At 62.8% G+C, this 21,622-nt stretch carries 22 protein-coding genes; 5 read left to right on the top strand and 17 right to left on the bottom strand.

The window, feature by feature from the left end; translation table 11 throughout:
• Positions 1 to 13: 13 nt before the first annotated feature.
• The 6 genes from ACE1EY_RS10480 to ACE1EY_RS10455 form a co-directional block, all read right to left on the bottom strand.
• A complete protein-coding gene (locus ACE1EY_RS10480; RefSeq protein ID WP_370300146.1) occupies positions 14 to 352 on the bottom strand; it encodes a YnfA family protein in 339 nt (112 codons plus the stop codon).
• Positions 352 to 978, bottom strand: coding sequence for a cation transporter (locus tag ACE1EY_RS10475; RefSeq protein ID WP_370300145.1), 627 nt, complete (start codon positions 976 to 978; stop codon positions 352 to 354). The genes ACE1EY_RS10480 and ACE1EY_RS10475 overlap by 1 nt, the downstream gene beginning before the upstream one ends.
• Positions 975 to 4,145 (bottom strand): efflux RND transporter permease subunit, encoded by a 3,171-nt coding sequence (locus tag ACE1EY_RS10470; protein ID WP_370300144.1) that lies wholly within the window; start codon positions 4,143 to 4,145, stop codon positions 975 to 977. The genes ACE1EY_RS10475 and ACE1EY_RS10470 overlap by 4 nt, the downstream gene beginning before the upstream one ends.
• Positions 4,146 to 4,154: 9 nt before the next feature.
• A complete protein-coding gene (locus ACE1EY_RS10465) occupies positions 4,155 to 5,126 on the bottom strand; it encodes an efflux RND transporter periplasmic adaptor subunit (protein WP_370300143.1) in 972 nt (323 codons plus the stop codon).
• Positions 5,116 to 6,417 (bottom strand): TolC family protein, encoded by a 1,302-nt coding sequence (locus tag ACE1EY_RS10460; protein ID WP_370300142.1) that lies wholly within the window; start codon positions 6,415 to 6,417, stop codon positions 5,116 to 5,118. Before ACE1EY_RS10460 ends, ACE1EY_RS10465 begins: the two co-directional genes overlap by 11 nt.
• 67 nt (positions 6,418 to 6,484) lie before the next feature.
• Entirely contained in the window at positions 6,485 to 6,862 is a 378-nt protein-coding gene (locus ACE1EY_RS10455) for a hypothetical protein (RefSeq protein ID WP_370300141.1), read from the bottom strand.
• 376 nt (positions 6,863 to 7,238) lie between these two features.
• Between ACE1EY_RS10455 and ACE1EY_RS10450 the strand changes: the two genes are divergently transcribed.
• On the top strand, positions 7,239 to 7,502 hold the full coding sequence (locus ACE1EY_RS10450; protein WP_109720501.1) for a pyocin activator PrtN family protein: 264 nt from the start codon (positions 7,239 to 7,241) through the stop codon (positions 7,500 to 7,502).
• Here ACE1EY_RS10450 and ACE1EY_RS10445 read toward each other — a convergent pair.
• On the bottom strand, positions 7,490 to 8,431 hold the full coding sequence (locus ACE1EY_RS10445; RefSeq protein ID WP_165831411.1) for a site-specific integrase: 942 nt from the start codon (positions 8,429 to 8,431) through the stop codon (positions 7,490 to 7,492). The two genes, ACE1EY_RS10450 and ACE1EY_RS10445, sit on opposite strands and share 13 nt — an antisense overlap.
• Before the next feature lie 251 nt (positions 8,432 to 8,682).
• Between ACE1EY_RS10445 and dusA the strand changes: the two genes are divergently transcribed.
• A complete protein-coding gene (gene dusA / locus ACE1EY_RS10440) occupies positions 8,683 to 9,723 on the top strand; it encodes a tRNA dihydrouridine(20/20a) synthase DusA (protein ID WP_370300140.1) in 1,041 nt (346 codons plus the stop codon).
• 15 nt (positions 9,724 to 9,738) lie between these two features.
• On the opposite strand, the gene ACE1EY_RS10435 is transcribed toward dusA, so the two are convergent.
• A complete protein-coding gene (locus ACE1EY_RS10435; RefSeq protein ID WP_370300139.1) occupies positions 9,739 to 10,167 on the bottom strand; it encodes a hypothetical protein in 429 nt (142 codons plus the stop codon).
• A gap of 4 nt (positions 10,168 to 10,171) precedes the next feature.
• Positions 10,172 to 10,444, bottom strand: coding sequence for a hypothetical protein (locus tag ACE1EY_RS10430; protein ID WP_291512858.1), 273 nt, complete (start codon positions 10,442 to 10,444; stop codon positions 10,172 to 10,174).
• A 192-nt stretch (positions 10,445 to 10,636) separates the two neighbouring features.
• Between ACE1EY_RS10430 and ACE1EY_RS10425 the strand changes: the two genes are divergently transcribed.
• The 3 genes from ACE1EY_RS10425 to ACE1EY_RS10415 all read left to right on the top strand — a co-directional run bounded on the left by ACE1EY_RS10425 (position 10,637) and on the right by ACE1EY_RS10415 (position 13,988).
• Positions 10,637 to 11,176, top strand: coding sequence for a peptidylprolyl isomerase (locus tag ACE1EY_RS10425; RefSeq protein WP_370300138.1), 540 nt, complete (start codon positions 10,637 to 10,639; stop codon positions 11,174 to 11,176).
• Entirely contained in the window at positions 11,173 to 11,910 is a 738-nt protein-coding gene (locus ACE1EY_RS10420) for a UDP-2,3-diacylglucosamine diphosphatase (RefSeq protein ID WP_291512859.1), read from the top strand. The genes ACE1EY_RS10425 and ACE1EY_RS10420 overlap by 4 nt, the downstream gene beginning before the upstream one ends.
• Positions 11,911 to 12,077: 167 nt before the next feature.
• Complete coding sequence (locus ACE1EY_RS10415) at positions 12,078 to 13,988, top strand: CocE/NonD family hydrolase (RefSeq protein WP_291512860.1); 1,911 nt, start codon at positions 12,078 to 12,080, stop codon at positions 13,986 to 13,988.
• A gap of 89 nt (positions 13,989 to 14,077) precedes the next feature.
• Here ACE1EY_RS10415 and ACE1EY_RS10410 read toward each other — a convergent pair whose 3' ends face one another.
• From ACE1EY_RS10410 to ACE1EY_RS10375, 8 genes are all read right to left on the bottom strand, one after another.
• Complete coding sequence (locus ACE1EY_RS10410; RefSeq protein WP_370300137.1) at positions 14,078 to 14,845, bottom strand: ferritin-like domain-containing protein; 768 nt, start codon at positions 14,843 to 14,845, stop codon at positions 14,078 to 14,080.
• The gene (locus ACE1EY_RS10405) at positions 14,842 to 16,041 is read right to left on the bottom strand and encodes an O-succinylhomoserine sulfhydrylase (protein WP_291512862.1); all 1,200 of its coding nucleotides are present in this window, start codon (positions 16,039 to 16,041) and stop codon (positions 14,842 to 14,844) included. The genes ACE1EY_RS10410 and ACE1EY_RS10405 overlap by 4 nt, the downstream gene beginning before the upstream one ends.
• Positions 16,042 to 16,114: 73 nt before the next feature.
• A complete protein-coding gene (gene purF / locus ACE1EY_RS10400) occupies positions 16,115 to 17,626 on the bottom strand; it encodes an amidophosphoribosyltransferase (protein WP_370300136.1) in 1,512 nt (503 codons plus the stop codon).
• Positions 17,627 to 17,661: 35 nt separating this feature from the next.
• Positions 17,662 to 18,180, bottom strand: coding sequence for a CvpA family protein (locus ACE1EY_RS10395; protein ID WP_291512864.1), 519 nt, complete (start codon positions 18,178 to 18,180; stop codon positions 17,662 to 17,664).
• Between the two features lie 218 nt (positions 18,181 to 18,398).
• The gene (locus ACE1EY_RS10390) at positions 18,399 to 19,190 is read right to left on the bottom strand and encodes an SPOR domain-containing protein (RefSeq protein ID WP_291512865.1); all 792 of its coding nucleotides are present in this window, start codon (positions 19,188 to 19,190) and stop codon (positions 18,399 to 18,401) included.
• The gene (folC, locus tag ACE1EY_RS10385) at positions 19,183 to 20,457 is read right to left on the bottom strand and encodes a bifunctional tetrahydrofolate synthase/dihydrofolate synthase (protein WP_291512866.1); all 1,275 of its coding nucleotides are present in this window, start codon (positions 20,455 to 20,457) and stop codon (positions 19,183 to 19,185) included. Before folC ends, ACE1EY_RS10390 begins: the two co-directional genes overlap by 8 nt.
• A gap of 5 nt (positions 20,458 to 20,462) precedes the next feature.
• A complete protein-coding gene (accD, locus tag ACE1EY_RS10380) occupies positions 20,463 to 21,320 on the bottom strand; it encodes an acetyl-CoA carboxylase, carboxyltransferase subunit beta (protein WP_291512867.1) in 858 nt (285 codons plus the stop codon).
• Positions 21,317 to 21,622, bottom strand: a 306-nt coding sequence (locus ACE1EY_RS10375; protein WP_370300135.1) for a tryptophan synthase subunit alpha, incomplete at its 5' end; no start/stop codon positions are given. The genes accD and ACE1EY_RS10375, both read right to left, overlap by 4 nt.

Raw genomic sequence — 21,622 nt, 5'->3', positions numbered from 1 at the left:
GACAGTCACTCGGTCATGCATTCCGTGCTCCAAGCATGATGACAACCATGCCGGCAAGGCAAAGCCCGACGCCAAGCAAATCGCTATACGTCGGGCGCACTGCATCCACCAGCCACAACCAAGCCAGCGCCACGCTGACATAGACACCGCCATATGCTGCATACACACGACCCGCGGCCTCTGGATGCAGGCTGAGCAGCCACACGAAAAGCGCCAGACTGGCAGCAGCCGGCAACAGCAACCACGCGCTGCCGTCGCGCCGCAGCCACAAGTACGGCAAGTAGCAGCCGACGATTTCGGCGAGCGCCGTGGCGACGAACAGGCCGAACAACTTAGCGCTTTCCGCCAGCATCAAACCTCACCGGCCGTATTGGCGCCTTGCGTCACAGGCTGCTGCTTGGACTCACGGAGGATCCGAATGCCGCCGCGCAGAACAATGCCGGCAACGGTCAAGCCGATGACCAGGTCTGGCCAGCGCGACGCCGACACCATCACCAGAACACCCGCAATGATGACGCCCATATTGGCAATGACATCGTTGGCCGAGAAAATCCAGGCAGCACGCATGTGGACCTCGCCATCTCGGTGTTTACGAAGCAGCCACAGGCAGACGACATTCGCCGCAAGTGCGACCAGCGCCACGCCGATCATCCATTCACTTTGCGGGTCACTTCCGAGTACAGATCGCCGGGCGACATCGATCAACACCAGGCAAGCCAGACTGATCTGCAGCCAGCCCGACAGTCGTGCCGCCGTCGTTTTGGCCGTTGCCGCGCGTCCAACCGCATACAGGCTGATGGCATACACCGACGCATCAGCGAGCATGTCGAGTGAGTCGGCGATCAATCCGGTGGATTGACTCAGCCAACCCAATCCGAACTCGGCGACAAACATCACCCCGTTGATGGCCATCAGAGCGATCAGCACGCGCCGCTCCGCCTGATTGCTGGCCTCGAACTCACAGCCGCAGTCGCTCATGCTTCACTTTCCTTGGTGTTTGCCGACAGCTCGCCGTCATCTTCCCGCCCATGCACGATCCGATACAAGGCAGGCAGGAGCAATAGCGTCAGCAAGGTCGAGGACACGATACCGCCAATCACTACTGTGGCCAGCGGCCGCTGCACTTCGGCGCCGGTGCCGACGTTCAAGGCCATGGGCACAAAGCCGAGACTGGCCACCAGTGCCGTCATCAAGACCGGGCGCAGGCGAACCAATGCGCCTTCGATAATGGCCTGCTGCAAGGGCTTGCCATCAGCCCGAAGTTCACGAATGAACGACAGCATCACCAAGCCATTGAGCACCGCCACACCGGATAACGCGATAAAGCCAACACCAGCTGAAATGGACAGCGGCATGTCACGCAGCCAAAGCAGCGCCACCCCGCCGGTGAGCGCCAGCGGCACACCGGTGAAGATGATGAGCGCGTCTTTCAGCGACCCGAAGGCCATCAGCAACAGGCCCAGAATCAGCATCAGTGTGACCGGCACAACAAGGCTTAGCCGCTTGCTCGCGGACTGCAGTTGCTCAAACGTGCCGCCGTAGTCCAACCAATACCCGGCATGCAGATCGACCTGGTCGTTGATGCGCTGCTGCGCTTCTGCGACGAACGAACCGAGGTCACGTCCACGCACGTTGGCTGTGACCACAACACGGCGTTTGCCGTCTTCCCGGCTGATCTGGGCGGGTGCGGGGGCCAGCTGGATGTCGGCGACTTCGCCGAGCGGCAGGTAGCGTGCGCCACCCTCGACCTGCCCCTCACCTGGCAGCATCAGCGGCAGGCGTTCCAGCGTTGCCGGGTCTTGCCGAAGGCGCTCGGGCAGCCGCACGATCAACTCGAAGCGGCGGTCACCGTCGAAGATCAAGCCTGCAGCAGTCCCGCCTACAGATGTCGCGACCAGGTCCTGGACGGCTTGCACATTGAGGCCATAACGGGCCAGCGCCGTGCGGTCTGGGATGACCGACAGCACAGGCAAGCCGCTGACCTGCTCGACGCGCACGTCTGCCGCACCGTCGATGTCTTGCACCACGGCCTGGATGGCTTGCGCGCTACGCAGCAGTTCTTCCAAGTCATCACCAAACACCTTGATGCCAAGGTCTGCCCGGACGCCTGAGATCAGCTCGTTGAAGCGCAGTTGAATGGGCTGCGAGAACTCGTAGTTGTTACCCACCAACTCGCCCAGCGCGTCTTCCATCTGCTCGACCAGTTCGGCTTTGGACAGGCTCGGATCGGGCCATTCATTGCGCGGCTTGAGCATCACGTAACCGTCTGAGATGTTCGGCGGCATCGGGTCGGTGGCGACTTCGGCCGTACCGACGCGGGCAAACGCGATTTCGACCTGCGGAAACTCGCTGATGCGCTGTTCCAGTTGAGCTTGGAGCTCAAGCGACTGGCCCAAGCCTGTGCCCGTGATCCGCAGGGCCTGGATGGCGACATCACCTTCATCGAGTTGCGGCACAAATTCAGACCCCAGCGTGGTGGCAAGCCAGCCACTGGCCACCACGAGCACCGTCGCTCCGGCCACCAGCGCCCAGCGCAACTTCAGTGCGCCAGCCAGCAGCGGCTCATAGGCCCGCTTGGCTCCGCGAATCAGCAAGCTCTCGCGCTCTGCAACTGGCCCGCGCATGAATAGGGCAACGGCCGCCGGAACGAATGTCAGTGACAGCACCATGGCCGCCAGCAACGCCATCACGACGGTAGCGGCCATCGGGTGAAACATCTTCCCCTCAACGCCTGTGAGCGAGAAGATCGGGATGTAAACCACGGTGATGATGCCAACGCCAAACAAGCTCGGGCGAATCACTTCACTGGTGGCGGTATAGACCACATGCAGTCGCTCTTTGAGCGCGAGCCTTCGCTCGCCAGTGCCGTGTTGTGCTTCGGACAAACGTCTAATGCAGTTCTCGACCACAATCACGGCGCCATCCACGATCAACCCGAAATCCAGTGCGCCCAGGCTCATCAGATTGGCCGATACGCCCGTGCGCACCATGCCTGTAATCGTCGCCAGCATCGCCAGCGGGATGACCGCGGCAGTGATCAGCGCCGCGCGCACGTTGCCCAGCAGCAGGAACAACACCACGATGACCAGCAATGCCCCTTCGAGCAGGTTTTTCTGGACGGTGGAGATGGCTTTATCAACCAGCGTTGTGCGGTCATACAGGGTTTGGATGTACACGCCATCAGGCAGCGAGCGGTTGATGGTCTCGATACGCTCGGCGACATCGCGCGCCACGGCACGCGAGTTCTCACCAAGCAACATCATGGTGGTGCCAACCACGGCCTCCTCGCCGGCGACGGTCGCCGCCCCCGAACGCAACTCTCGTCCGAGCGCGACCTCGGCAACATCGTTCACCAGCACAGGGACCCCCTCGCGCTGAGTGACTACAACTTGCTCGATGTCGGCGATGCTCTCCAACAGCCCCGGTGAACGCACCAGCAGTTGCTGGCCATTACGCTCCACATAGCCTGCGCCGCGATTGCTGTTATTGCGCATCAGGGCGTCGGTCAGGTCCGACATCGACAGACCCCACGCCAGCAGCTTCTGCGGATCAGGCAGCACGTGGTACTGCTTGTTGAAGCCGCCAATGCTGTTGACCTCCGCCACACCCGGCGTGAGCACAAGCTGCGGGCGGATAATCCATTCCTGCACTTCGCGCAGGCCCATGGCATCCCAAGGGCGGCCATCCGCCTGCGTGGCACCCGGCTCGGCGCGCACGGCGTACATGTAGATTTCGCCCAATCCGCTGCTGATAGGCCCCATCTCCGGCTCCAGGCCGGGTGGCAGTTGGCTGCGTACGGCAGACAAGCGCTCGTTGATCAGGTTGCGGGCGAAATACAGATCGGTGCCTTCTTCAAACACCACCGTGACCTGTGACAGCGCATAGCGCGACAGCGAGCGGGTGTAGTCCAGATTCGGCAGGCCGGACAGCGCCGTCTCTACCGGCAAGGTCACCCGCTGCTCGGTCTCCAGTGGCGAGTAACCGGGTGCGGCGGTGTTGATTTGCACCTGCACGTTGGTGATATCCGGCACGGCATCAATGGGCAGCGAGCTGTAGCTCCACACCACGACCCCGATCCACACCAGCATCAGTGCCAATATCAGCCAGCGCTGCTCAACCGCAGCGCGCACAATTGAATTGATCATGACGAGCCCTCAGTGGTCGTGTTCGGCGCTGGATTTCTCCAACTCGGCCTTCAGCAGATAGCTGTTGGCCGTCACGTACACCACACCGGGTTTCAAACCGCCCAGCACCTCCGTTGCTCGGCCGTCGCTGCGGCCCAGCGTGAGTGGGTGCACTTCAAAGTCATCCGCTTCTCGAACGAACACGGATGGGCGGCCTTCGATGTCCTGTAATGCCCGGTTCTCGACGACGAGCGCGGCGTCGGTCACAGCTGTGACGATCTCCGCGCGGATGGTCGAGTCCGGCGTCCACTTGCCATCGGGGTTCGGCAACACCACGCGCGCGTGGCGCGCAGGCCCGAGCATCGCATCGGGAGTGATCCAATCGATGACGCCTTCGGTTTGCACGCCGTCGCCAAGCAGCAAAACCGTTTGGCCTGCGCGCACTTTTTCGGCCTGAGACGGAAAGATGGCGAGCTGTGCCCAGACTTGTGAATAGTCCGCGATCCGCAACAGGTTGCGGTCGGCAGTCGCCTCACCGGCTGTTGCCATGCGCTGGACGATCACGCCGCTGACGGGTGCCCGCAGGGTGTAGCGCTGCAGGCTGTCATCGGCCTCAACCGTGGCCAAGGCATCACCACGTGTCACGCGCTGCCCGACATCGGGATCGAGCCGAATGATCTGGCCCGAAAATCGTGCCCGGACGACCGCCATGCGTGATGGGATGGGTTCGATGCGACCGTAAACCTGCAGCGTTTCGCGCAGCGTGCCGGGTTGTGCGACAGCCGTTTGCAACCCTGCCAATGCAATTTTCTCATCGGTTAGCTGGACGACATCGGCACCGCCGTGGTCATCCGATTGGCCATTGTGCGTATCGGGTTCGCTGTGATCGGCATGCTCGTCCGTTTCTTGAGCGGCGAGCGCGGTCGGGGAAAGCACTGCAATGAACAGCGATAGGCTCACGGCCCGCATCGTCGCGGCAAAAGTGTCTCGTTCAGTGGTCATGGTCAGATTCCTTGTGTTCGGAGTCGCTGTCGGCAGCAGTCAGCGCCGCGCCGGACAGGCGCTCCAGTTCAATTCGGTTGAGATGGGCACGGCGTGCAGCGTTGACGAGCGCCAGACGCGCATCGATCAGCTCTTGCCTGGCGGCAATCAACTCCAGGTAGCTGTAGCGCCCGGCCCGGTAGGCCTCACGCGTGTCTGCCAGAGCAGACTCCAACCTGGGGATGACCGCATCCCGCAACATGGCGAACGCCTCAATGGCGTGGGCCCGGTGCTGCCACGCTTCAAACAGCGTCGCGCGTGCGGCAATAACGGCGGCCTGTGAATCAAACCGCGCTGCCTCGCGTCGCGCCGTCGCCGCGGCAATGTCGCCCTGCGCGCGGCGGCCGGAGAACAAGGGAATGCTCACCCCGGCAACCAGGCCCGTGCTATCGCTGCCCTCCAGACGGCGCACGCCAGCCCGCCAGCGAATGTCGCCACGCGCGTTTGACTGGGCCAGGCGCAAGCTGGCCGTTTGGATTCGCTCTTGGCTGGCCAGTTGCTGAAGGTCCGGATTGCGGTTCAGGGCCTCGACCAGCGGCTCGAAGGCACCAGTGCTACCGGGATGAAACAGCGCATCGTCATCAACTACCTGGAATCCGGGCTGCTCAGCACCCCACAACGCGGCCAACTTGGTCCGCACAGTCGGCAGCTGATGCTCGATATGGCCCACCTCCAGGCTGGCGCGGGCCGTGGCGGCCTTGGCGCGGTCCAGTTCCGCCTGCGGAGCGCGTGCACGGCCGACTCGCCGGCCCACGGTTTCTTCAGCTTGGCGCGCAAGGTCTTGCGCCTGGCGGGCGACCTCAAGCTCCTGCTGCAGCGCAGCCAGTTCTACAAACAACCGGGCGGCTTCGGCCTGCACATCCAGCAACCGCGTGCGTCGCTGTGCAACGGTCAACCCTTCCCGTGCATCAACAATGGCGGTGCGGGATGCAGGACGATCACCCAGCTCGATGACGCTGGAAAGAGCCAGCGTTAACTCAACGCCGTCGATGCCCTGTGCTTCATTGGTCCCGCCAAACTCATCCGCCTCTGCATTGAGCGCCAACGGCGGTGAAAGCGACGCTGAAGCTCGCTCCCCGGCCAAGGCTTTCAAGCGCGGCGCATAGGCCGCCAGGGACGGGTTGTTGTCTGTGACCCGTTGAATCGTCTCGCCCAAGGTCAGGGCGTCAGCGGTTTGCGGTTGTGCATGGCCCGCTGCAAGCCAAGTGAACCCGATGGCGAAAAGCGCCATCCGGCAAAAATAACCAGACATGGTGACTCCAGAAATCGTTGCGCCGAAAAGGCGCATGGCGGTGCCGCATTGGCACCGGAGGCGATATCTAGAGTGCTAAGGGCGGGGCTCGCGCTGGGGGGCTGAGACCAACACGGCGGCGAGGCACCGGCGTGGTGCGCTGCGCGACGAGCAATATGCGCGGCGCGATAAACAAGCCCAGCAATACAGCTGCAACAACGGCGAGCAAATCGCTTTCATCGACGTCGAGCAGCTTGACCAGGATGCCGTCTGCCGCTTCAACCTTGGTGTCTATGCAGGTCTCGTCTGCGCACGCTTCACTAACGTGAGCAATCGCGTCTGCATGCGCTTCCTTCAGGCAATCGAGGTCACCGTCCGAGCACGCATGGGCATGCGCACCCAGGATGCGGCTGGCCAGCACGAGGATGACCAGGAACCAGACCAATTTGTGAGAATTGATATGCAAGTGACGAGAACGTAGCTGAGGAGGACTGCTTGAAGTATATCTGATAAGTCGGAAACTCAGACAATCACTTGGCGAACAAAGTGCCTCAGCATTGATTTTTTTCTCACACGGGGCGACGGGATGCGATGGAGGGGGTACTACGCCCCCTGGAGAACCCCGAAACGACCGGTGTCCGGTTTATCAGTAAACGGGTTCGGTCCCGGTCAGACGGACGGCTTGGCAAGAGAAAAAACTGACCTGCGAATGACGGCTGTTGGCACAACGCGGCCAGTTCGACGAGATGCAATCGGCCAAATAAGTGCCCCAGCGGTCATGCGATGCGCAAATGTCCGGCCCCGTCCCTTTGATGATGTACATGCACACCACGTATATCACCATGAACCGTTCTACTGCAGAAATCCTGGTCCAAAGATTCGGCAGTCCCATCGTTGAACTCACCGCGATTTGCGGCGATTTTTTCGGGATGGAAGAAGGTCAGGCCCGACGCAAGGCCGCGACAAATCAACTACCCGTTCCGACATTTCGGACGGGATCGCAAAAGTCACCTTGGTTCGTCCACATCGAAGATCTCGCACAACTCATCGACGAGCAACGCGCTCAAGCCAAACGCCACCACATCGGGATGGCCTATGCCGCCTGATACGGCCGGGTTGGAACATCCTTCGCTTTCAAATGTGTATAGCTGCGAAGGATGTTCCAATCCAGGTGGAGCGTAAACGCTGCCACCTCGTGGATCGCATACCCGCGCTCGAACAACCTCGATGTAGCCTCGTGACGGAGATCGTGGAAGCGGAGATCCTGAATTCCGAGTATTCGGCAAGCGCGGGTGAACCGTGCTCCAACGGACTTGGGGTTGTACGGGAAGATCAGTTCACTGGTTCGCGGCTGGCGTTTGATGATCTCGAGCGCCTCGGGCGTGAGCTTGCTTTCAAGGTCATTCCCTTTCTTGGTGCGAGGGTGCTTCACGTCCCGCACTACAATCACAAGATCCTTCTCAATCAAGTCGTCCCACCGAAGCCGGGTGATCTCGGCTTGTCGGCGTGAGGACGCGAGCGCAAATTTGACGCACTCCTGCATGGGGATCATGGCGTTCTGATCAGACTGCGCGAAGTACTTGTCGAGCCGGCTCAATTCATCCTTTGTCGGGCGACGCGTACGTCGCCGTGAACGACGGACGAGTTTCTGGTCGCGGCTGAACTGCAGAGCGTCTTCAAACACAGTCATATCGAACGGTAAGTCCCACGCGACATTCATCGGCGAGAACGCGGCTTTCAGCCAAGTGATGTCGTTCATGACAGTTGATGGCCCTGTACCAGCCTGTCGCCTTGTCCGCACATGGTCGATCAACACCTGACTCGTCAGGTCCTGGACTTTGACGCGCCCGATATCGTGCTTGGCGAGGAACCGCAGATGCTCACGTTTTGAGCGAGCCCATCCACTGAGCTGTTCGTACTCGGCACGATAGCGGTGTATGACGTCGCCAACGGTGATGTCTTTTAGCGCCAGCTTTCGAGTACTGCCCTCCCCTTTGATCTCGGTCTCGCGCTTACGCGACCAGTTCTCGGCCATGGCACGACGCGGAAACGTGCGGGACTCAGACGCGATAATCTTGCCCTCTCGCTTGACACGTATGAGGGCCCGATATGACATCGTCCCGTTCGCATTCTTCCACTTAGTTATGGTCGCCATTCTTCCTCCAATTCCGGTGCACAACGCTCACTCGTTGTGCACTTTTTTGTGCACCACCGTCTCTATAATACCTCTAAATGCACAAAAACGCGTGTCCTATGGAGGACAAGAAACCAGGATAAGCAACTGTTTTGTCGAGTAATTCTTCAAATTCCCGCCAGTGGCGCTTCAGCGTCGCACCGAGGCTGGACTGGACGGACCGCCATTGCCGGGCCTTCCACCGCATCCTTTCTGGCCACGCGCTGCTCTACACCGAGATGGTGACGACGGGCGCGCTAATCCATGGCGATGTGGAGCGGCATCTTGCTTACGGAGAGTCGGAGCACCCGGTCGCGCTGCAACTCGGCGGTAGCGATCCGGCGGCGCTTGCCCACTGTGCGAAGCTCGCGCAGGACTGGGGTTACGACGAGGTCAATCTGAATGTCGGCTGTCCGTCGGACCGGGTGCAGAACGGCCGTTTCGGCGCCTGTCTGATGGCGGAGCCGGGCTTGGTGGGCGACTGTGTGGCCGCGATGCAGGCGGCGGTGACGATTCCGGTGACGGTGAAAACCCGGGTTGGCATCGACCGGCAGGATGCCTACGAGCCATTCGAGCGGTTCATCGATACCGTGGCCGCTGCAGGCTGCGAGGTGTTCACCGTGCATGCTCGCAAGGCGTGGCTCGATGGTCTTTCACCCAAGGAAAACCGCGACATTCCCCCGCTTCGCTACGATTTCGTCTATCGCGTCAAGCAGGCGCGCCCGGCGCTGACAATCGCGATCAACGGCGGCATCGAGGATCTCGCCCAGAGCGAGGAGCATCTGGGCCACGTGGACGGCGTGATGCTGGGGCGCGCGGCCTACCAGCGACCGTATCTGCTCAGCGAGGTCGACAGCCGCTTGTTCGGCACCGGCAGCCGGCCGATCACCCGGCTGGATGCACTGGCGGGGTATCGAAGCCATATCGCCCAGGAGCTTGCCACCGGCACGTCAATGGCGCGCTTGATCCGGCCTGTCCTGGGGCTGTTCCACGGGCAGCCTGGCGGCCGGAATTTCAGACGGGTCTTGTCAGAAGGTGCACACCGCACCGGCGCCGGGCTGGAGGTGCTGGACGATGCAATTGAGGCCGTGGAACGCGCGGGCAACCGAGAGCGCCATGCCGACCCGGCAGACTCAAGGTCGGCAATCGCCTGACAATCTAACGCCGGGTCATTGGGCCCCGGCTTGTGCCTGCCGCGCCGCCTCCATCCCGCGCAGCACGTCCAGCAGCTGGTGCATCGTCTTCTCCGGGTCGCCGTCGCTGCGCGCGGTCATCCAGCCAGCACCTGCGGCAATGCCGACCGCCAACCAGGGCTGCTCGGCGGTCCAGCGTTCGAGGATTTCGATCATCTCCGACGGCATGGAAGGCGGTGTCTGCGCCTCCCGCTGTTTCTTGCGTTGCCGATGGCCGCGCCAGGTCGACGCAAGACCGTAGATCAGCAATGCGATGATCGAGACGCCGGCCGCAGCGATCACGTCGGGCAGATAGATGCGCAGCCCGTAGTAGATCGCCACGCTAAGCCACGCGCCGAACAGCGCCCATAGCAATAACGAGAACGCGCCCCAGCGCGTGGCGCGCCGGGCGCGCTCAAGCAGCACGATGCTATCGCCCGGCGAGTCGGCCGATCAGAAACCCCGCGCCGAACGCGATGCCAACGCTTTGCAGCGGGTGGGCGGCGATCTGCTGTTCGGCCTTCTGCTCGGCGGCCATAAGCTGATCCTTGCCTTGGTCCACACCTTCCTTCACGCGGGTCTTCGCGCTTGCAGCACGGTCCTTGGCCGTGGTCTGCATGGTTTCCGCGAGCGAACGGACATCCGCGCGTAGCTGGTTGAGATCGTCCTTCACGGTTTTCAGGTCGGCATCAGAGCTGGCCATTGGTGTACCTCCATGTGCATTGCAGTTTTTGTCCCCCCGCATTTATGAAGACAAGAGCGGTGGGACGATGTTCCGAAATCGGCCAAGGGTCGGTTTTATCGCGCTCGCCGACTATCATGCGCACGGAATCACTTCGCACAGACATGGACCTACATGTTGACTCGCAAAACACTACTGACTGGACTCTTACTGATGACCACTTCCGCCGTTGCCACCGCCGACATGGTCCGCGTGGACATGCAGACCTCCGAAGGCCCGATCGTGCTGGAACTCAATGCCGACAAGGCGCCTGTCTCCGTGGCCAACTTTGTTGAATACGCGAACGACGGCTACTTCGACGGCACGGTGTTCCACCGGGTCATCGAGGGTTTCATGGTCCAGGGCGGCGGTTACACCGAATCGCTGCAGCGCAAAGACACGCGTGACCCGATCAAGAACGAAGCCAACAACGGCCTTTCGAACGTCCGTGGCTCAGTCGCCATGGCGCGGACGAACGACCCGCATTCGGCCACGGCACAGTTCTTCATCAACCACGGCGACAACGGTCGTCTGGATTTCCGCAGCGAAACCTCGTTCGGCTACGGCTACACGGTGTTCGGCAAGGTGGTCGAGGGCATGGACGTGGTCGACAAGATTGCCGAGCTGCCCACCGGCGCACAGGGACCGTTCCGCTCGGACGTTCCGCAACCGCTGGTCGTGATCGAATCGGTGCGCATCGTCGAGCCTGAGTGATCCACCTACTCTCTGACCTGCATCTGGCGCCGGGTGACGGACTCACCCGGCGCTTTGTCGAATACCTCGCCGGTCCGGCGAGAGACGCGGACGCGATTTACATTCTTGGCGATCTGTTCAACGTGTGGCTCGGCGATGATTTGTCCATGCCTGAACATGCCGAGGCCGTGGACGCCATCGCCGCCGCAACCCAGGCTGGTGTGACAATTTACGTGATGCACGGCAATCGGGATTTTCTGCTCGGCCGGGTGTTCGCGGAGGCCACCGGCGTCACGCTGCTGAGCGATCCCTGGGTCGGGGAACTGGCCGGCGTGCCCACGCTACTCACACATGGCGACCGCTTCTGCACGCAGGATCGCGGTTATCAGACGTATCGCAGCATCGTGCGCAGCGTCGCCGTGCAACGTGCCTATTACGGCATGCCCCAACGCTGGCGCGAACGCATCGCCGACCGCCTGCGCAAGCGCAGCCGTGGTGGCACGCCCATGAAGGCGCTGAACATCACCGATGTCGATGCCAAAGCGCTGTATGCAGCCGCCCGAACCGAACAGGTGCAGCGAATCTTCCATGGGCATACGCACCGGCCGGCGATTCACCGTATCGGCCGCAGAAAGCAGGTGCTTGAACGCTATGTGCTGGAAGACTGGAGCGTCGAGACCGGTGGCTCGGTGATTACGCTGGCGGCAGACGGCACCATCCGCTCGCTGCCGATTGAGGCACCGGCGGCCACCTGAACAAGCAGCCGGCGGCGCCACTAGCCGGTCCTTGGTATTTTCTGAGGGTGATCGCTGCTTCTCGGCCAATGCCGTGATGATGCAATCTATTGCATGCTGATGCGCTAACAGCCCGGCGCTCGATCGGGCAGACGCCAAAGCGCGTCGATCCAACACTGGAGGCAGACATGACCGCAATCCGCTCAGGCTGGTTCGCCAGCATTCCGTTCGCCCTGTTCGCAGCCGCATTAACCGGATGTTCCGGTGGCGATGACGCGGCGTCCGCCCCGACGGGTGGCAGCGACAATCCTGCTGTCTCGGCCGAATGGTTCGATTACCAGCGGCAGCCCGAATTCGAGAACACCACCCGGCTGCCGGCCGAATACATCACCATGAGCGACGGGGTAAAACTGTCCGCACAGGTGATGCTGCCGGCCGATGCCGACGGCAATGCGGCCTCCTCCGCGCTCCCGGTCATCCTGACCCAGACCGGCTACAACAAGAGCGCCAGTGGTTATGTCGAAGGGTTCGCGTTCAATGCCTTTCTGGTCGAACACGGCTACGCTCATGTAACGGTGGATGTGCGCGGTACCGGAACGTCACAAGGCACCTGGGAGATCTTCAGCGAACGCGAGCAGCTGGACTACAAGGAAGTGCTCGACTGGATCGTCGAACAGCCATGGAGCAATGGCCGGATCGGCACCTGGGGTCCATCGTTCATGGGAATCACCCAGATCTACACCGGTGCCTGGCAGCACCCGGCCCACGAGGCGATCTTCGCTATCGTGCCGATGGGTGATGCCTACCGCGACATCGTGTTCGCGGGTGGGCAGGTCAACGTCGGCTTCATCCCTCTCTGGATTGGTCTGGTCACGGGGCTGGGGCTGATTCCCGCTCACCCATCGCCGGAAGCGCTGTCCACGCTCACCGATCATTTGATTGGCACCCTGAGTTACGACCTGCCGATCATCGCCCAATCCGTCCTGGGGACGGGCGGGCAGAACTACGACAGCGCGTTCTGGCGGACGCGCTCACCCATCGAAGTCGCGGACCGGATTCAGGTGCCCACCTTTGTCATCGGCGGACTTCACGACCTCTTCCAGCGTGGCGAGCCCATGCTCTACGACGTGATCAAGCGCAACGCGACCAGCAAGCTGCTGATCGGCCCCTGGACCCATCTGGATGCCTCATCCGGCGCTGGCCTGCCTGCCGACGGCGTGCCCGACATCAACCACATCGCCCTGCTCTGGTTCGACAAGTATCTGCGCGATATGGATAACGACGCCGAGACCGTCCCCAACGTCACGCAATATGCGTACGGCGAAGAACGGTACCTGCGCGCCACCGACTGGCCGCACCCCGAAGCCCGCCTGGAACGCTGGTATCTGCGCGGCGACCAGACCCTAACCGCCGATTTGCCGACGCTGGAAGAAGCCCCCAACTACACCGCGCAATACCCGGTGCAGGGAATTTGCTCAATCAGCTCGTCGCAGTGGACCGCCGGCGTGCTGGAACTGGTGCCGCTGCCCTGCTTCCAGGGTCAGAACAATCTCAATGAGATTCCGCTGCTCGGCGCGGTGACGTACACGACGGCACCGATGACCGAGGACTATTACGTCAACGGCCCGATCCAGGCCGATCTATGGGTTGCCTCCGTCGCCGGCACGGACGGCAGCCTCGCCGTACGCATCACCGATGTAAGCCCCGGCGGAACCTCCACGGAGATCACCAACGGCACGCTCACGCTGTCGCTGCGCGAGGTCGACGTCAGCAAGTCGCGTACGCTGGACGGCCAATCGATCCAGCCATGGCACCCGTTTACCGAGGATTCAGTCGCGCCGCTGACACCAGGCGAAGCGGTACTGGCACAGATCGAAGTCTTTCCGTCCAGTTTCGTGATCAAGCAAGGCCACAGCCTGCGCGTGGCCATCGGCGCCAGCGATTTTCCGCATGGCCTGCCGCCCGTCACGGATTTGCTGGATCAGCTGGTTGGTGTGCTGCGTATCGACAGCACCACCCTGCAACCGTCGTCGGTCGCATTGCCTGTCGTGCCCCTGTCCGCCATCGAAGACTCGCCGACCACTGCGCTAACGAACTAGGCCATGGAGATCAGACGCGCTATGCAGGCGCCCCGATCCGGCTCGGCAATCCATGTTCGCGCCCCAGGCCAAGCCGGTCAGACCATGCGCTAGGCGCGTATCGCATCGAGTTCCTGATCGGTGAACCCCGCACGCAGACGCGCAGGTCGATTGATCGGCCCGCGCGCAGCGGCCACGCCGTAGTGGTCCAGCAGGCGCGGAAATGTCGCGGCGGCGTCGACGCCCTGGCGGTCACAAAGATAGCGAAACCAGCGGGAACCGATTTCGACGTGGCGTTCCTCCTCGGCGAGAATCACCCGCAGGTGCTCGACGGTGGCATCGTCACCGGCATCCAGCAGCCGCTCGATCATGCCCGGCGTCACCTCCAGTCCGCGGGCTTCCCGCACGCGCGGAACCAGCGCCATGCGGTGCATGGCATCGCCAGCGGTCTTTTCCGCCATCTCCCATAGCCCGTTGTGCGCAGGCAGGTCGCCATAAGCGATGCCTAGTTCGGCCAACCGCCCGGCCAGCCGCATGAAATGTCGCGCCTCGTCCTGCGCCACACTCAGCCAGTCGTCGTAGTACTCGGCGGGCATGCCGGCAAATCGCAGCACGGCATCCAGGGCCAGATTGATCGCATTGAACTCGATGTGGGCGACGGCGTGGACCAGGGCAGCCCGACCCGCTGCAGACCCGAGCTTGCGCTTACGCACCTTGGACGGATGGAGCAGCTGCGGGGCAGCCGGCCGGCCCGGCTGTGCGGGCATCGTCGTCTGCACGTCGTCGACTCCGGCGGTTTGCAGCGCCAGCACAAGCCGGCACTTATCCGCGGGTGCGGACGCCAGATACGCCGCCAGCACCGGGCTGGCCCTGCTCATCGCAAACCGCGGTCTAGATCTTTGATCAGGTCGTCCGAATCTTCCAGCCCCACCGAGAGCCGCACCAGCCCGTCGTTGATGCCCGCCTTGGCGCGCAATTCGGGGCCGATACGGTAATGCGTGGTCGTTGGCGGATGCGTGATCGTGCTCCGCGTGTCTCCGAGATTGGCGGTGATGGAGAACAGCCGCGTCGCATTGATCAGCCTGAACGCCGCCGCCTGACCGCCCCGCAGATCAAAGGCGACGATCGCGCCATGCGCCGATTGCTGGGCATTGGCCAGGGCATGCTGGGGATGGTCGGGCAACCCGGTGTAGTACACACGCTCCACGGCTGGATGCGCATCCAGCCAAGCGGCCAGGCGCTCGGCGCGCTCGCAATGTGCCTGCATCCGAACCGCAAGGGTTTCCAGCCCCTTCAGGAAGATCCATGCATTGAACGGGCTCATGCAGGGACCCGCCGTGCGCAATACGCTGAACACGTCTTCGCCGACGATCTTGGCATCGCCAACCACTGCGCCACCCACGGCACGCCCCTGGCCGTCGAGGAACTTGGTCGCCGAATGCAGCACCAGATGCGCACCCAGATCCAGGGGTTTTTGCAGGGCCGGCGTACAGAAGCAGTTGTCGATGGCCAGCAGCACGCCCACGTCGCGGGCGATGTCCGCCAGCGCCGGAATGTCGGTGAGCTCACACAGCGGGTTGGTCGGGCTCTCGGCCAGAAACAGCCGCGTGTTCGGCCGCACGGCCGCGCGCCAGCCATCGGTGTCGGCCGGGGCGACATAGCTGGTCTCCACCCCGAAACGACCGATGATGTTGTTCAGCAGCCCCGTGGTGGAGCCAAACAAGCCCTGCGCCGCGACCAAGTGATCGCCCGTGCGCAATGTCGCCAGCAACAGCGCCAGAATCGCGCTCATACCGGAGGCCGTCGCGACCGCGGTATCGCCCCCTTCCATGGCCGCCAGCTTGCGCTCGAAACCCTGCACCGTGGGGTTGGTGAACCGCGAGTAGATCAGGCCCGGCTCGTCACCAGAAAACCGGCGGGCTGCCGCCTCGGCGCTGTCGAATACAAAACTGGAGGTGGCGTGAATCGCGGCCGAATGCTCACCAAACTCCGAGCGCATCTCCCCCGCACGCACGCCCAGAGTCGCTGTACCCCACGTGGGGTCGGGATCGGTAGGTCTGCTTGGGTCGCTCATCGTTTCAAGCGGGTCGCCATGGGCTGCGCAGCATGCCGTAACGCGGCGCCGGCGTCACCGGCGCCGCCTATGCTTACGCGGTGTTGTGAATCTCGATCACCGGCTGGCCGATCCGGCGGCGCGCATCCTTGGCGGCGTCGCTGCGGAACAACTCGAGCTGGTTCAGGTAGTCCGCATCGACGTCCTGCGTCGGATACCGCCCGTCGAACACCGAGGTGTCAAAGTCCTTCAGGTGCGGATTGCCCACACGGACGGCCTCGATCAGGTCGTTGAGATCCTGGTAGATCAGCCGGTCGGCGCCCAGCAGGCGCTCCAGCTCTTCGTGGCTGCGGCCATGGGCCACCAGTTCGCTGGCCGCCGGCATGTCGAGGCCGTAGACATTGGGGTCGCGCACCGGCGGCGCGGCCGAGGCGACATCAACCTTCTCGGCGCCGGCATCGCGCGCCATCTGGATGATCTCGCGCGATGTCGTGCCCCGCACGATGGAATCGTCCACCAGCAGCACGTTCTTGCCGCGAAACTCCAAATCAATCGGATTGAGCTTCTGCCGCACCGATTTCCGACGCTGCGCCTGCCCCGGCATGATGAAGGTGCGCCCGATGTAGCGGTTCTTGATAAACCCTTCGCGGTACGGCACATCCAGATCGTTGGCCAGCTGCACGGCTGCTGTGCGGCTGGTGTCCGGAATCGGGATCACCACGTCAATGTCATGCTCACCCCAGTCACGCCGGATCTTGTCGGCCAGCGTCGCACCCATGCGCAGGCGGGCCTTGTAAACGTAGACGTCGTCGATCACCGAATCCGGCCGCGCGAGGTACACGTACTCGAAAATGCAGGTGGCGTAGGTCGCCGCCGGCGCGCATTGGCGTGTGGCGATCAGGCCATCGGTGGAGATGAACACCGCCTGCCCCGGCTGGATATCGCCAATGAGTTCAAAGCCCAGGCTGTCCAGCGCCACGCTTTCCGAGGCGATGATGAAGTCCGTGCCCTCGGGCGTTTCGCGCTTGCCGTACACCACGGGACGGATGCCATGCGGATCGCGAAAACCGACCATGCCCACACCGCTGATCATCGCCACGGCCGCATAGGCGCCGCGGCAGCGCTCATGGACGCGCGAGATCGACTCGAACACATCCTCGGCGGTCAGCCGCAGCTTGTCCCGTTCCATCAACTCGTGGGCAAAGATGTTCAGCAGGATTTCGGAGTCGGAATCGGTGTTGATGTGCCGGCGGTCCTGGATGAACAGCTCGCGTTTAAGCAGGTCGGCATTGGTGAGGTTACCGTTATGCGCCAGTGCGACACCAAACGGCGAATTCACGTAGAACGGCTGCGCCTCGGCGCTGGAGTCGCAGCCGGCCGTGGGATACCGCACATGGGCGATGCCCATGTTGCCGACCAGGGATTCCATGTGTGCCTGTGAAAACACATCGCGAACCAGTCCGTTCTCCTTGCGGAGATAAAGCCGCCCGTCGGCATCGGTCATGATGCCGGCAGCGTCCTGCCCGCGATGCTGCAGCACGGTCAGGGCGTCGTACAGCTCCTGATTCACGGGCTGGTGAGACACGATTCCGGCAATTCCGCACATAACTTGTGTCCGTTTAAATCAAACCTGTGGCGTCGTTACTCGCCACTTTGTTCCGTGACCGCACGCTCGATCACGGTCTGCGACCAATCGTCCGGCAAAAAGCCCCGGACCCAGTCCGCCATCTCTTCAAAATGATGAAGAAAAGCCGAAGCCTGCCACCACGGATCCTGCTGCACCGGCGTAAAGATTTGCGCGGCCATGACCAGCACAGTGACCAGAATCAGGCCGCGGGCGATGCCAAACAACACGCCAACCATTCGATCAGTGCCGGCGAAATAGGTTTTCTTGACCAGTTCAGTCAGGAAATGTGTGCCGATCGCGCCGAGAATCAAGACCAGCAGGAATAAAAGGACATACCCAAGCCCCAAACGGGCCGAGGGCGCCGAAATATACGGTTCGAACAGGCTCGCGACGGTGGATGCGAACCGGATCGATACCCAGAACGCCACGATCCAGGTCGTCAGCGAACAGGCTTCCTTGATGAAGCCCCGAAACAGGCTGATCACCGCCGATACTGCGACGATGGCCAGAATGAGATAGTCGACCCAGACCATGGCAGATCAGCCGCGCGACGATGCTACGAGAGGACGCAAGCGATCAACCGGGCTGGAACTGTGACCACAAGGATGCATTGCAGCGATCGAAGGTGTGGAGGCACATGGTCCGGTCCGAAACGGCAATTCGCGAAGCCTGTCGGCGGCGCCGACGACGGTGTCATAGTGTAGCAACAATCCGCCGTGGGCCGAATGCGGAATCGGCGACCGCGGGCCGATCACTTCGGCGCGATGAGTTGCCCCGATTCGCCGATCTTGGTCTTGAGACTGCTCTGCGCAGCACGCGCCCCCCGCTCCGTCGCGTACGGCCCCACATAAAGGCGGGTATAGGTCTTGCCGCCGACCTGCACCGGTTCGAGCTGGGTCTGAAAATCACCATCACGTAGCCGGGCGGCCGTTCGCTCGGCATTGCTCCGGTCACCGTATGAGGCCACGCGGACGCGCCAGCCTGCCGCCGGATCCGCCGGCGCCGCCGGTTTCGCCGTGCTCGGCGCTGGCTTGCTCGGCGCTGGTTTGGTCGTGGCAGGCTCGTCGGCCTTGGTCTCGCGCGCTGGCGCGGTACCGGCGATTTGCGCATAGAGGTCGTTCTTTGCCGGCGCGGTTGGCTCGGTCTTGCTCGAGCTTGTCGCAGCAGGCGACTCAGCTGCCTTCGCGGGTTCAGTGCGCTGCGGAGCCGGATCGCTTGATGGCCGCGGTTTGGTGGTTGGCTTAGTCGGCGGCTTGGGTCTGGACGTCTCGACCGCTGCCGGGGTGTCCGCGACCCGCGACTCCGCCCGTTGCGCCTGCGCCGTGCGCTGCGAGTCCGACACTTCGGCGGGCTCATCGCGCGGCGTGGGCGTTTGCCGCTGTGCCAGCGCCGGCGGTTTTTCCAGCCCCGGCTGCACGATGATCACGTTGCCCGCCGGTGCCGCGCGCTCCTTGGGGCCGCCGAGTAGCGCGCCGAGTACCAACAGCGCCACGCCAACCAACACGGCGGCGCCCAGCAATCTGGCCTTGAGAGCATTAGTCATGGATATGGCGAAGCGCTGCTTCAACAGTCAGGAAGGAGCCGAAGCATACGACACGCCCGGCAGCGCCGGCCGCCATGCGCGCGGCGTCCAGGGCCTCTGGAACACCGGCGTAGCAGGCTCCGTGCTGCCCTGATCGTGCTCGAAGCTGCTCAGCCCGGAGCCCTCGCGGCCCCGTCGAATCCGCGAAATACCAGTGGACCGGCCCGACCGGCTCCACCCGCTGCAGAAACGCCTCGACGGTCGCGCTGACATCCTTGTCTGCCAGCATGGACAACACACCATGCAGCGCGCCAGCTCCGATGCGCTGCACGAGCGACCGCGCAAGCATTTCGGCCGCCTGCGGATTGTGAGCGGTATCCACAATGACCGCCGGCGCGCTGCCAATCGTCTGAAACCGTCCGACGATGCGGGCATGGGACAGGCCTTGTCGCAGCGCCTCTTCCTGTACTCCGGCACCGATCAGACCGAGCGCGGCAATCGCCACGGCGGCATTCTGTTGGGCGCAGACACCTCCGATGCCGGGAACTGGAAGATCAGCCCACCTGCGATTGTTCGCTTGCAGATGCCAGGTGCCATGACCATCACCGGTCCATCGAAGCGCGTCGGAGCCGGCCCGAACCACTGGTCCGTCGTGCCGGTTGAGGCGGTCGGTCAGCGCCGACGGTGGATCGAGTTCGCCAACCACCACCGGACGCCCAGGTCGAAGAATGCCCGCCTTCTCCAGGGCAATCGCATCACGACTGTCGCCAAGCCAATCCTGGTGATCCAGCCCTATGGATGTGATCACGGCAACATCGGCGTCGATCACATTGACCACATCCAGACGTCCGCCCAGACCGATCTCCAGAATCCAGAGGTCCAGATCCAGCTGGCTGATATGCCACAGCGCCGCCAGGGTGATGAACTCGAAATAGGTCAGCGGCACCGCTCCACGGGCGGCCTCCACGGCATCCAGGCCGGCGACGATGTCGGTATCGCTCGCCTCCACACCATTGATGCGCAGTCGCTCGTTGAAACGCAGGATATGCGGCGAGGTATAGCAGGCGACCCGCAACCCGGCCGCCAGCGCCACCGCTTCGGCCAACGCGACCGTGCTGCCCTTGCCGTTGGTGCCGGCGACGGTGAGCACGCGGGCCGGCGGCGACAGAATGCCCAGCGACTGGGCGACGAGCCGGACCCGTTCCAGCCCCAACTCGATGCGGGTCGGGTCCAGCGCGTTAAGGCGCTCCAGCCAAGCGGTTAGCGCCGGATCAGGCGCCGGGCTCATTCCGCTCAGGCGGCCGGCCGCTGCATCAGGATCGACAGCAGACGATGCAGACGCTCACGCATTTCACGGCGGTCGATGATCATGTCGATATGGCCATGCTCCAACAGGAACTCGGCGCGTTGGAAACCCTCGGGCAGCGTTTGTCGCACTGTTTGTTCGATCACCCGGGGTCCGGCGAAACCGATCAGGGCGCCGGGTTCCGCGGCATTGATATCGCCCAGCATGGCCAGACTCGCGGACACGCCACCGGTGGTGGGATGGGTCATGATCGAGATATAGGGCAAGCCACGCTCGGCCAGCCGGGCCAGCGCAGCACTGGTCTTGGCCATTTGCAGCAGCGAGAACAAGGCCTCTTGCATGCGCGCACCGCCGCTGGCGGTGAAACAGACCAAGGCACGGTCCTCGGCCAGGCAGGCATCGACGGCCCGGACGAATTTCTCGCCGACCACGCTGCCCATGGAGCCGGCCATGAAATTGAAATCAAATGCGGCGACGACGACAGGAACCCCGTTCAGCGTGCCCTTGATGACGACCAGGGCGTCCTTTTCAGCCGAACTCTTTTGCGCCGCGACCAGACGGTCGCGATAGCGCTTGGTGTCCTTGAACTTGAGCGGATCAGTCGCTTCCAGACCGCTCGCCAACTCCTCACGGCCATCGGGGTCCAGTAGCAGATCGATTCGTCGGCGTGCGGCGATAGGCCGGTGCGCGTCACATTTCGGACAGACGTCCAGGCTGCGTTCCAGTTCGGCACGATAAAGCGCCGCCTGACACTTGTCGCATTTGACCCACAAGCCTTCCGGTACATTGCGTTTGCGATCCCGGCCGGTGGCCTGGGACGGCATCAGTTTCTCCAACCAGCTCATGCTGCGTTCCCTGAGGTCTGCGCGCCAGCATCCATTGCCGCGCGTATCGGTGCAAGAAAGTTTCGTGCCACGTCGACAGCGGGACGTTCACCGCGGTCGACCAGCGCCTGGATCAGTGCCGAGCCGATCACGACGCCATCAGCCGTGTCGGCGACGATGGCCGCGGTATCTGCATCGCGTATCCCGAATCCAACGAGAATCGGCAAGCTGATATGCGCCTTGAGCTGGCGCACGCGCTTGGCCACCTCGTCCGTATCCAGGCGGTTCGACCCGGTCACGCCCTTGAGCGACACGTAGTAGAC

This window comes from Abyssibacter sp. (assembly GCF_964229365.1).
GTDB lineage: Bacteria > Pseudomonadota > Gammaproteobacteria > Nevskiales > OUC007 > Abyssibacter.
The sequence above is the reverse complement of the archived record's forward strand: the minus strand, read 5'-3'. Positions and strand labels throughout refer to the sequence as shown.

What these genes read in the sequence shown, in the direction of transcription:
- ACE1EY_RS10480 (WP_370300146.1), bottom strand. Translation starts at nt 352, where the DNA reads ATGCTGGCGGAAAGCGCTAAGTTGTTCGGCCTGTTCGTCGCCACGGCG.
- ACE1EY_RS10475 (WP_370300145.1), bottom strand. Translation starts at nt 978, where the DNA reads ATGAGCGACTGCGGCTGTGAGTTCGAGGCCAGCAATCAGGCGGAGCGG.
- ACE1EY_RS10470 (WP_370300144.1), bottom strand. Translation starts at nt 4,145, where the DNA reads ATGATCAATTCAATTGTGCGCGCTGCGGTTGAGCAGCGCTGGCTGATA.
- ACE1EY_RS10465 (WP_370300143.1), bottom strand. Translation starts at nt 5,126, where the DNA reads ATGACCACTGAACGAGACACTTTTGCCGCGACGATGCGGGCCGTGAGC.
- ACE1EY_RS10460 (WP_370300142.1), bottom strand. Translation starts at nt 6,417, where the DNA reads ATGTCTGGTTATTTTTGCCGGATGGCGCTTTTCGCCATCGGGTTCACT.
- ACE1EY_RS10450 (WP_109720501.1), top strand. Translation starts at nt 7,239, where the DNA reads ATGAACCGTTCTACTGCAGAAATCCTGGTCCAAAGATTCGGCAGTCCC.
- ACE1EY_RS10445 (WP_165831411.1), bottom strand. Translation starts at nt 8,431, where the DNA reads ATGGCCGAGAACTGGTCGCGTAAGCGCGAGACCGAGATCAAAGGGGAG.
- ACE1EY_RS10430 (WP_291512858.1), bottom strand. Translation starts at nt 10,444, where the DNA reads ATGGCCAGCTCTGATGCCGACCTGAAAACCGTGAAGGACGATCTCAAC.
- ACE1EY_RS10425 (WP_370300138.1), top strand. Translation starts at nt 10,637, where the DNA reads ATGACCACTTCCGCCGTTGCCACCGCCGACATGGTCCGCGTGGACATG.
- ACE1EY_RS10415 (WP_291512860.1), top strand. Translation starts at nt 12,078, where the DNA reads ATGACCGCAATCCGCTCAGGCTGGTTCGCCAGCATTCCGTTCGCCCTG.
- ACE1EY_RS10410 (WP_370300137.1), bottom strand. Translation starts at nt 14,845, where the DNA reads ATGAGCAGGGCCAGCCCGGTGCTGGCGGCGTATCTGGCGTCCGCACCC.
- ACE1EY_RS10405 (WP_291512862.1), bottom strand. Translation starts at nt 16,041, where the DNA reads ATGAGCGACCCAAGCAGACCTACCGATCCCGACCCCACGTGGGGTACA.
- purF (WP_370300136.1), bottom strand. Translation starts at nt 17,626, where the DNA reads ATGTGCGGAATTGCCGGAATCGTGTCTCACCAGCCCGTGAATCAGGAG.
- ACE1EY_RS10395 (WP_291512864.1), bottom strand. Translation starts at nt 18,180, where the DNA reads ATGGTCTGGGTCGACTATCTCATTCTGGCCATCGTCGCAGTATCGGCG.
- ACE1EY_RS10390 (WP_291512865.1), bottom strand. Translation starts at nt 19,190, where the DNA reads ATGACTAATGCTCTCAAGGCCAGATTGCTGGGCGCCGCCGTGTTGGTT.
- folC (WP_291512866.1), bottom strand. Translation starts at nt 20,457, where the DNA reads ATGAGCCCGGCGCCTGATCCGGCGCTAACCGCTTGGCTGGAGCGCCTT.
- accD (WP_291512867.1), bottom strand. Translation starts at nt 21,320, where the DNA reads ATGAGCTGGTTGGAGAAACTGATGCCGTCCCAGGCCACCGGCCGGGAT.